The sequence below is a fragment of the Campylobacter concisus genome, from assembly GCF_003048555.1.
GTDB lineage: Bacteria > Campylobacterota > Campylobacteria > Campylobacterales > Campylobacteraceae > Campylobacter_A > Campylobacter_A concisus_AO.
This window is the reverse complement of sequence record NZ_PIRR01000050.1, coordinates 1-9,247: the sequence shown is the minus strand read 5'-3', so window position 1 is coordinate 9,247 and position 9,247 is coordinate 1. Positions and strand designations below refer to the sequence as shown.

10 protein-coding genes are annotated in these 9,247 nt (G+C 37.8%); 9 read left to right on the top strand and 1 reads right to left on the bottom strand.

The window, feature by feature from the left end; translation table 11 throughout:
• Positions 1-190: 190 nt before the first annotated feature.
• The 9 genes from nikR (at position 191) to hypA (ending at position 6,600) form a co-directional block, all read left to right on the top strand.
• Positions 191-604: a nickel-responsive transcriptional regulator NikR gene (nikR, locus tag CVS92_RS08005; protein WP_021091291.1), complete on the top strand. Its 414-nt coding sequence runs from the start codon at positions 191-193 to the stop codon at positions 602-604.
• A gap of 16 nt (positions 605-620) precedes the next feature.
• Positions 621-1,019: a Na+/H+ antiporter NhaA gene (locus CVS92_RS09295; protein ID WP_107789094.1), complete on the top strand. Its 399-nt coding sequence runs from the start codon at positions 621-623 to the stop codon at positions 1,017-1,019.
• Positions 1,020-1,086: 67 nt separating this feature from the next.
• The gene (locus tag CVS92_RS07995) at positions 1,087-2,346 is read left to right on the top strand and encodes a DUF2157 domain-containing protein (RefSeq protein WP_107789093.1); all 1,260 of its coding nucleotides are present in this window, start codon (positions 1,087-1,089) and stop codon (positions 2,344-2,346) included.
• Complete coding sequence (locus CVS92_RS07990) at positions 2,343-2,948, top strand: GDYXXLXY domain-containing protein (protein WP_107789092.1); 606 nt, start codon at positions 2,343-2,345, stop codon at positions 2,946-2,948. Before CVS92_RS07995 ends, CVS92_RS07990 begins: the two co-directional genes overlap by 4 nt.
• A gap of 170 nt (positions 2,949-3,118) precedes the next feature.
• Positions 3,119-3,931: a hydrogenase nickel incorporation protein HypB gene (gene hypB / locus CVS92_RS07985; RefSeq protein WP_107770327.1), complete on the top strand. Its 813-nt coding sequence runs from the start codon at positions 3,119-3,121 to the stop codon at positions 3,929-3,931.
• Complete coding sequence (locus tag CVS92_RS07980; RefSeq protein ID WP_103559617.1) at positions 3,931-4,170, top strand: HypC/HybG/HupF family hydrogenase formation chaperone; 240 nt, start codon at positions 3,931-3,933, stop codon at positions 4,168-4,170. The genes hypB and CVS92_RS07980 overlap by 1 nt, the downstream gene beginning before the upstream one ends.
• The gene (gene hypD, locus CVS92_RS07975) at positions 4,170-5,258 is read left to right on the top strand and encodes a hydrogenase formation protein HypD (RefSeq protein ID WP_107789091.1); all 1,089 of its coding nucleotides are present in this window, start codon (positions 4,170-4,172) and stop codon (positions 5,256-5,258) included. Before CVS92_RS07980 ends, hypD begins: the two co-directional genes overlap by 1 nt.
• An 8-nt stretch (positions 5,259-5,266) precedes the next feature.
• Positions 5,267-6,259, top strand: a complete 993-nt coding sequence (hypE, locus tag CVS92_RS07970; protein WP_107789090.1) for a hydrogenase expression/formation protein HypE — start codon at positions 5,267-5,269, stop codon at positions 6,257-6,259.
• Positions 6,259-6,600 (top strand): hydrogenase maturation nickel metallochaperone HypA, encoded by a 342-nt coding sequence (gene hypA / locus CVS92_RS07965; protein WP_107789089.1) that lies wholly within the window; start codon positions 6,259-6,261, stop codon positions 6,598-6,600. Before hypE ends, hypA begins: the two co-directional genes overlap by 1 nt.
• 224 nt (positions 6,601-6,824) lie before the next feature.
• Here the strand turns inward: hypA and CVS92_RS07960 are convergent.
• Positions 6,825-9,247 (bottom strand): AsmA-like C-terminal domain-containing protein (locus tag CVS92_RS07960; RefSeq protein WP_107789088.1); only part of this gene is annotated, 2,423 nt, incomplete at its 5' end.

Here is a 9,247-nt window from a genome sequence, read left to right as displayed (position 1 = left end):
AAATAAGACTTTACTCGAACTTATTTACAAAAAATTTACTAAAGCAAATTTGAAATTTTATATCAATAAAAAATTCTGTAGCAACGATTCTAACGTAAATTTAGGGCAAATTTATTATTATTTATCCACATTTTCTAATAAGTGATGTATAATGATTATAAACGGTAATCAAACGAGAAAGGAGCAGAAAATGGATAGTGTTATACGTTTTAGTGTTTCTTTACCTAGTCAGTTACTAGACGAACTAGATAAAAAGGTTAGCGAACAAGGCTACGCTTCTAGGAGCGAATTTACGAGGGATTTGATACGTGAAAAGATCGTAAGTGATAGCTGGAAAGACGCTAGTGAGGAGTTGATCGGGGTTTTGACGCTCATTTATATGCATCATCACAACGATTTGGTGAATAAAAAGATGGATATAGAGCATAGCTCTGATGTGAAAATCATCTGCACAAACCATGTTCATGTCGATCACCATAACTGCTTAGAAACGATTTCAATAAGAGGCGAGGCTGGCAAAATTGAACGCTTTGCTGAAAGGATCGCCGGCTTAAAGGGTGTAAAATTTTCTAAACTCACAAGGGCAGCTATTCCTAGGTTTTAGTTTTTTAAGGGTCTTTATGGGTTTTAGGAATTTTTGGGATTTTTTTATAGGTGAAGCTAGCGGTGGTATCTTTCTTATCGCTGCTGCTTTAGTGGCATTTATCTTTGAAAATATTTTTTTAAGCAGTTTTTATAACTCATTTTTACAAATCGATACAAGGCTAAATTTTGGCAGATCGCCGATACAAAAGCCCCTTATCCTTTTGGTAAATGATAGTTTGATGGCCGTTTTTTTCTTTTTACTTGGGTTTAGACTTAAGCGAGAAATTTTTAAAGCAAAGCTTAGGAGTCTGGCCCAAGCTACCTTGCTAAAAAATTTTTATTATCGGCAGTATTTTAGCTTCTGTATTTTTTTATATTTTAAATCACAATTATATTTTTTTGTTGAAAGACTAAGGCAGTGTCAATGTACATAAATACGGCATTTAAGGCACTTGCTGGAAATTTGGTGTTTTGTATATCTTATAAAAGAGAGTGTGAATAATGAACTTTTTAAATAGAATTTTTCTAGCAAAAGAGCTGGATCGGTGGCAAAGTGACGGCATAGTCGATAAAGAGACCGCTATAAAAATAGCAAATTTATATGACATCGACCCTGACGCTCATAGTGACAAGATAAGTTTTGTCCTAAGGCTCGTAGCATATCTATTTTTTGCACTAGCCTTTTTTACGCTCATTGGTGCAAACTGGGAAGAGATACCAAGACTAGGACGTTTAGCACTTGTGTTGTTTATGCTTGGGCTTGTAAATTTTGGTGGAATTTACTATCTCGTAAAGGGAAAGGAAAATCTATCAACGGCGATGCTTTTTCTTGGAAATTTCTGCTTTGGTGCAGCGATTGCTCTTATTGCTCAAATTTATAACATTAGCGATGAGCCAAGCGGTGGTATCTTGCTTTGGAGTATCGGAGCGTTTGCGGTTTCTTTTGCTAGTAAAAAAGGTGTGTTGGTAGCCCAAAGCCTTATCTTTGCAACGGTTTGGTTTTTTATGAGAGGCTATCAGGGCGATTTTGGTTTTGGCTTTATCATTTTTATAGTACTTGGCGCATATACGCTTTACAAAGACGACTCAAAATGGCTTGCTTTTGTGTTTTTTATAGATATCTTTATATACATCATTTCATTTTGCGGCTATATTAGTGGTCTTAGAGCGATATTTGATTATGGATTTTTGTTTGGACTTCCTATGGTTGCGATCGTATCGCTATCTTATGCACTTTTACTTATTAGCATTTCGCCGCTACTAGATAAATTTAGAGCAGGACTTGGCACATTTGCAAAAGAATTTGGTAAAAATTTTGGCATTTTTGTGTTGCTATTTTGTCTATTTTTATTTGAAGAAAGAAATTTATTTGAGGTTGGAGATGAAGAGCTTTGGTTTGTGAAGTCGTTTTTTAAAAGCAACTTTGGCTTTGTCTTTATTCTATTTAGTGTTGCTTATTTTGCACTATTTTTTAAAGAAAAAAACAAGAGTGGTTTGCTGCTTGGGGCATTGCTCGTGTCGTTGCCATTTGTCTTTAGCTACGGGCCTGGCTACGCAAATATATTTTTTTCGCTCGCAAATATCATAACAGCTGCAGTCCTTATCAAAAAAGGTGAGTTAAAACTCGGTCTTTGTATGATATTTTTGGTTGCAGCCGTGAGGTATTTCCAACTCATAGGTGATTATATTGGTGCTACGGCGCTATTTATGGTATTTGCTTTCATAGTGCTAGTTGTCGCTAGAAAAGGACGTAAAAAATGAAGATAAAAGTATTAATAGTAGCTGTAGTTTTTCAAATTTTGCTTATTGGCATTATGCTTGGCTACGCACTTATGCCACTTTATTTTGGGCAAGAGGTGAGAGTAAGGGTAAGTCTTTACGATCCAAGAGATCTTTTTCGGGGAAATTATGTTGATTTAAACTATGATTTTTCAAATTTTCATTCAAGAAATTTTGACGAAAATGATAAAGATGACCGCTATATCGATAAATACGATGAGAGAGTAAGAGATGGGGCTAGAGTTTATGCTGTTTTAAAGCCAGATGTTAATGGCACTTACAGCTTTTCCAAATTTAGTATAAGCAAGCCAGAGAATGGAGTGTTTTTAGCTGGTAGATATGATGGCTACTCGCTCGTAAAATACGGCATAGAGCACTTTTATATGTCGCCTGATAGTGCAGCTAATACTGAAGATGAAATGAGAGAAGAAGACGTTGATGCGTATGCGGTTTTGATGGTGATGGATAATGGCAAGGCTAGGCTAAAGGATTTAATAATCCAAAAGAATGCCCAAAAAAATAGCAAAAAACTACTCGGTGATGAAAATTTTGATAAGTTGGATGATGTTAGGCAAAAAGAGTAAAGTAAATTTAGTCAAAATTCTTGTGTAAATTTCATTTATATTTTTAAATTTAAATAAAAATTTAAATAAATTAATTAATTTTGATCTATTTGCCAAAACTCCTAAATTTTAATTTTATTTTTAAATTTAAGAGTTAAAATCTCCATAAATTAATAAAAAAGGATGAAAAAATGTGTAAAGATTGCGGTTGTTCAATGGGTAATCACGCCCACGTTCACACTCACGCTAATGGCACCACTCACTCGCACCCACACACTCATGATGGACATACAGATCACGCTCATGACGCACATGAGCATAGCCATGAGGCTCACGCACACCCTGTGCTAAACGAGAGTAAAACCATAGACGTGATAGAGAAAATTCTATCTGAAAACGACAAAGAGGCCGCTCACAACAGAGCGCATCTTGATGAGAAAAAGATACTTTGTGTAAATTTGATGAGTAGCCCAGGCGCTGGCAAGACTACGCTTTTAGAGGCTACGATAAAGGCTGGTAAATTTAAAATAGGCGTTGTCGAGGGAGACTTGGAGACAAATCAAGATGCTGACCGTATAGTAAAAGCTGGCGCAAAAGCTCACCAGATAAGCACAGGTCAGACCTGCCATTTGGACGCATTTATGGTGCATGAGGGGCTTCATCACCTGCCACTAAATGAGCTTGATCTGGTCTTTATAGAAAATGTTGGAAATTTGGTTTGCCCTGCAAGCTACGACGTTGGCTCGCACTTTAACGCTGTGCTTCTTTCAGTGCCAGAGGGCGATGACAAGGTTAGCAAATATCCAGTGATGTTTAGGGCTGCTGACGTGCTACTTATCACAAAAGCTTCGCTTGCGCCGCACTTTGACTTTGATATCGAGCGAGTGAAAAACGACGCTAGAAAGCTAAATCCAAAGGTTGATATCTTTGTGATAGACAGCAAAACAGGCGAGGGCATCGATAAATGGATAAGTTATTTGGAATTTAAAAAAGAGCTAAGATAATGTGTCTTTCGATTCCTTCAAAAGTAATAGAAATAGATGAAAACAACGTTGCTACCGTTGAAACCTTGGGCGTTACTAGAAAGGTAAGCCTAGATCTCATCTCTGAAGAGGTAAAAGTTGGCGAATACGTGCTAATCCACGTTGGATACGCCATGCAAAAGATCGATACGCAGTTTGCGCTTGAGAGCTTAGAGGTCTATCAAAAGATCGCTGATGATATGGATGCGGGGAAAATTTGATGGATCTTATCAATGACTTTCGCGATAAAAATTTAATCCTAGCCCTTTCAAAACTTATCCAAAAAGAGAGCACAAAGCCCCTAAATATCATGGAAATTTGCGGTGGTCACACGCATAGCATTATGAAATTTGCACTGCCAAGCTTAGTTGGAGAGCATATAAATTTCGTCCACGGCCCAGGCTGTCCAGTCTGCGTGATGCCAAAAAGCCGCATAGATGAGGCCTGTAAGCTAGCTAGCATGGAGAATGTGATCTTTTGCACGCTAGCTGATATGCTAAGAGTGCCTGGCTCAAAGACAAGCTTGCAAAAGCTTCGCGGCGAGGGGCACGATATAAGAGCACTTTACACGCCACTTGATGCGCTAAATATCGCTAAGCAAAATCCAGACAAAAAGGTCATATTTTTTGCCATTGGCTTTGAGACGACGACTCCGATGAGTGCAAATTTGGTTGAAAAAGTGGTACAAGAGGGCATTAAAAATTTATACTTTCATATAAATCACGTAACCGTCCCAGCTCCAGTTAGAGCGATAATGAGCGACGAAAACGTAAGAATAGACGCATTTTTGGGGCCAAGCCACGTGAGCGTCATCACTGGAAGTAAAATTTACAAAGAGCTGGCAGATGAGTTTAAAAGACCGATCGCCATTAGCGGTTTTGAGCCGCTTGACATCATGGCAAGTGTGCTAAATTTAGTCCGTCAGCAAAACGCAGGCACATATGAAGTCTATAACGAGTATGCAAGGGCGGTCAAAGAAGAGGGCAACTTAAGAGCAAAAGAGCTCATAGCTAAGTACTTTGAGCCGTGCGACTTTGTCTGGAGAGGCCTTGGCGAGATAGCGCAAAGTGGCATGAAGCTAAAAGATGAATTTGCCTATCTTGACGCTAGAGTGCAGTTTGACTGCAGCGTAGAGAGTGCTGGCGAGAGCAAGGCTTGCATTTGCGGGCAAATTTTAAGAGGGCTAGCAAAGCCGACAGAGTGCAAAGTCTTTGGCAAGGTTTGCAATCCACAAAATCCGATAGGATCGTGCATGGTCTCAAGTGAGGGCGCTTGTGCGGCTTATTTTAAATACGCAAGAGTTGGTTAAGGAATTTAATGAAAAAGATAATGCTAAGCCACGGCGGCGGCGGCGAGGAGATGAACTCGCTTATAAACGAGACGATATTTAAAATTTTTGATAATGAAATTTTAAGGCAGAGCAACGACTCGGCGATACTAAATTTAAACGGCAAGATCGCATTTAGCTCTGATAGCTTTGTGGTAACTCCTATTTTTTTTAATGGCGGAGACATCGGCAAGATCGCAGCTTGTGGCACGATAAACGACCTAGTGATGGTTGGAGCAAGCGCAAAATACCTAAGCTGCTCGCTCATCATCGAAGAGGGGCTTAGTATGGAGGAGCTTGAGCGCGTGCTTAACTCACTTGCAAAAACCTGCAAAGAGAGCGGCGTAAGCGTCGTTTGTGGCGATACAAAGGTAGTGCCAAAGGGCAAATGCGATAAAATTTTTATAAACACAGCAGGTATCGGCGAGATAGTTTGCGAAGGCGTGGAGCTTAAAAATTTAAAAGCAGGGGCTAAAATTTTAATCTCTGGAGATGTTGGCAGACACGGCGGTGTGGTGCTTGCAGCTAGAGAAGAATTTGAGCTTGGGCTTGATCTAAAAAGTGACTGCAAGAGTCTAAAAGAGGTTGTTTTAAAGCTATTTAGCGCTGGCATAAAGCCGCAGTGCATGCGTGATGCGACTAGGGGCGGACTAAGTGCGGTGCTAAATGAGTGGGCTAAATTTAGTAAATTTGACATCTTGGTTTTTGAAGAAAATATCAAGGTAGCAAACGAAGTTATGGGAGTTTGCGAGCTCTTTGGATTTGAGCCTTATGAGCTTGCAAATGAAGGCACTTTTGTGATGGCTGTTGATGAGAGCGAGGCTGAGGACGCACTTAAAATTTTAAGAGAATTTGATCAAAATGCGATGATAATTGGCAAGGTAATGGAAGCCAAAAACGAGCGTGTCATCATCGAAAATGCCTATAAATCAAGAAGATTTCTCGAGCCGCCAAAGGGCGAGCTACTACCAAGGATCTGCTAATGCACGAGCTTAGTATCGTTCAAAATTTAGTTAGCCTTTGCGAGAAAAATGCCGCCAAAGAAAATGCCAAAGAGATAAGCAAGATTGAGATAAAGGTTGGCCGTTTAAGCGGAGTGGAGCCTCATTATTTGCAGAGTGCATTTGATGTTTATAAGGCTGGTACGATCTGTGAAAATGCCGAGCTTGTCATAAATTTACAAGGCATTGTTGTAGAGTGTTTGGAGTGTGGATTTGGTGGGGAGCTTAGCGAAAATAACTTCACCTGTCCAAAGTGTAAAAGTCAAAATTTAAAGGTGACTGACGGCGAGGATATGTATCTGATGCGCCTTGAGATGAAGTAAATTTTACATATTTTTATATGTAAAATTTCATGTTTTTTATCAAAATATTTTAATGGTTATAGTATTAAAAAATAGCTATCAAAGCCTTGATCTTTAGCTTTCGACATCCTTTTTACGCGCTTTGCGAGCCTAGGATAATATATATAATCAAAAATGAGTGTCCACTCTTAGCTTTAGAAGCAGCCAATAATTTTTCTATAATTTCCATGCGTTGCAGATTTAAACTACTCAAATATCAAAAACGGAGCTTGCAGGACGTTTCTTATTATCTTTAGTGGCGAAAGCAAGGCGTCTTGCAAGATCTGTGTCGAGTATTCAGGCTTATCGGTAGTGCCACGTATGGCGATGACAGTTGAGAGCGAGCGGTCCTTGCCAAGGATTATTTGATTTACCAGTGGAATTTTATCAATGATACTGCTAGCGTCTTTTAGTAGCTTTAGCTCAAGGTCGATATTTATCTTTTTACTCTTTAGATCGATCGTGCCACGCCCGCCGATATCAGCACTTGTGCCTATCATTTCAATCGCTAAAAACTCGATCATATCGCCATTTCTAGTGAGTAAAATTTTACCATTTTTAACGGTAAATCCCTTGTCATTAAAGTCAGGCGTTTTAAAGCTAAGAAGCGATGGAACCGAGTTTAGGAAGCTAAGCAACCTTTGATAAAAGATGTAGTCCTTGAGATATGTTCCAAAAAATCTTACCTCTGCCTTAAAATCTTTTGTGTTTTCTCCAAGAAGTTTTAAGCGAAATTTACCGCCCTCAAAGCTCTTGATACCAAAAAGATCGTTGATAAATTCACCGCTTATGTCGGTTGCGTCTAAGTTTATACTCTTTTCATCGTTAAAATAGCCAAGTCTACCTTGTTTTGCTAGGCCATTTAGTGAGATGCTTTTGCTCTTTTTTTCGGCGCTAAAGCTAGTAAATGGCAGTGTTTTGTTTAGATCTTTTAAAATAATATCACCATTTTTTGCTAAAAGCTCAAGCGGTGTACTTTGCTCGCTGGTTTCGTTATCGTCAAGTACTAGCAAATCTAGATCTTGAGTTTTTACGTTTATGGCTTTTTCTTTTATGTCTAGGCCTAGCTTTTTACTTGCACTATCTACTTTTACACCAGCTTTTGAGACTAAAATTTTAAGATCATCATTTTCATACTTTGAACCATTTTTATCTAAAAACGGCATATCAAATTTTACTTCTTTGGCCAAAATATCAAGATCTACAAAATCATTGCTTTTGATACTAATTTCATCAAAGTCAAGCACGCCGTTTTGCTTTAAAACTGGCGAGTTTTGCATGATAAATTTGCTATTTTTTGTTGAGATAACATTCTCATCTCCAAAGCTCATATCAAGCCCAAACGGTTCTATCTTAAGTAAAGTCTTATCATCCTTGCTAAAGTCTAAAAAAGCAGTAAATGGCTCATTTTTAAAGGCTAAAATTTCATCATTTTTTTCTTTTAGATCAAAGCTTTCTATTGTGCCTTTTATCTCGCCAGTGCTTTTTTGTAAATCTATATTTGTTTTGGCATTTGCCTTAAAAAAGTCAAGCCCAAAACCAGTAGCATCGATGCTTAAATTTGTTGTATCTATGAGCTTTACAAGGGCGCTTTTAGCGTTAAATTTACTTCCGGCTATTTCTAGGACTGCATCGCTGATTTTAAACTCACCATTTGTGATAACGCTTTTTTCATCAAAATTTTCTAGGCTTTTTTCATCAAGTTTGATTAAAATTTTTAAGCTAGCATCCATTTTTCCGCTTAGCTGTCTAACTGGTACGATGATATTGTAGGCTCTTAAAATGTCATTTATTGCCTCATCATAGATCGATTTTGTCTTTATAAGTAGCTCTAAATTTGCGCTTTTTTCATCAAAGATATTATTTATCACAACGCTTGAGCCATCAAGCTTTTTGCCCTTGTAAATAGGCGAAATAAGATCAAATTTAAGCTTTGAGTTTTTAAGCGTGATATTTGCCTCGCCTACATTTACGGCTGGCAAGCCTTTTTCAAATTTAACAAGCAAATTTTTAGTATTTGCGGTGGCATTTAGATCATTTAGATAAAAGTCATTTTTAGCTAGATCAGCCTTGCCATTTATCTCTTTTAGCTCGTAATCATCAGCAACGATGTATCCATATATCCAGTTTTTAACTTCATTATTTAGCTCTATGCGTCTATCAAGCTCATCAATGAAGTTTTTAATGCTTCCAGCCTCGACATCGTAAGCTTTGTAGGTTAAAAATGTATCTTTTAGAGCAAAATTTAGCTTACCGTGCAGCTCATGAGAGGTGAAATTTCCTTCAAATTTATAGTCATTTTTATCAAAATCTGCACTTCCTTCGCCGCTAATGCTGACGTTAAAATCCTTAAAGCTTAAATTTCTAACGCTAAAAAGATCTATTCCGTCTTGCTGTTCGTTTTGGAATTTAATATCCACATTTAAATAAGGGCTATCAACAAAAAATATATCATCTAAAAATAGAATTTTTAGTTTAAAATCATCGCCTATTTGCACATTTTCAAGTGAAATTTCTTGAAAAATCGTATCTATAAAATCTACGCTTTTACTAAGATTTAAAAGGCGCTCATCGCTGCTTTTTTGCTTGCTCTCTTTCTTAAAATTTGGAAGCCTTATCTGCTTTGCTC

Bases quoted from the DNA above. Each gene is read 5' to 3' on its own strand.
- nikR (WP_021091291.1), top strand. From the start codon at position 191: ATGGATAGTGTTATACGTTTTAGTGTTTCTTTACCTAGTCAGTTACTA.
- CVS92_RS09295 (WP_107789094.1), top strand. From the start codon at position 621: ATGGGTTTTAGGAATTTTTGGGATTTTTTTATAGGTGAAGCTAGCGGT.
- CVS92_RS07995 (WP_107789093.1), top strand. From the start codon at position 1,087: ATGAACTTTTTAAATAGAATTTTTCTAGCAAAAGAGCTGGATCGGTGG.
- CVS92_RS07990 (WP_107789092.1), top strand. From the start codon at position 2,343: ATGAAGATAAAAGTATTAATAGTAGCTGTAGTTTTTCAAATTTTGCTT.
- hypB (WP_107770327.1), top strand. From the start codon at position 3,119: ATGTGTAAAGATTGCGGTTGTTCAATGGGTAATCACGCCCACGTTCAC.
- CVS92_RS07980 (WP_103559617.1), top strand. From the start codon at position 3,931: ATGTGTCTTTCGATTCCTTCAAAAGTAATAGAAATAGATGAAAACAAC.
- hypD (WP_107789091.1), top strand. From the start codon at position 4,170: ATGGATCTTATCAATGACTTTCGCGATAAAAATTTAATCCTAGCCCTT.
- hypE (WP_107789090.1), top strand. From the start codon at position 5,267: ATGAAAAAGATAATGCTAAGCCACGGCGGCGGCGGCGAGGAGATGAAC.
- hypA (WP_107789089.1), top strand. From the start codon at position 6,259: ATGCACGAGCTTAGTATCGTTCAAAATTTAGTTAGCCTTTGCGAGAAA.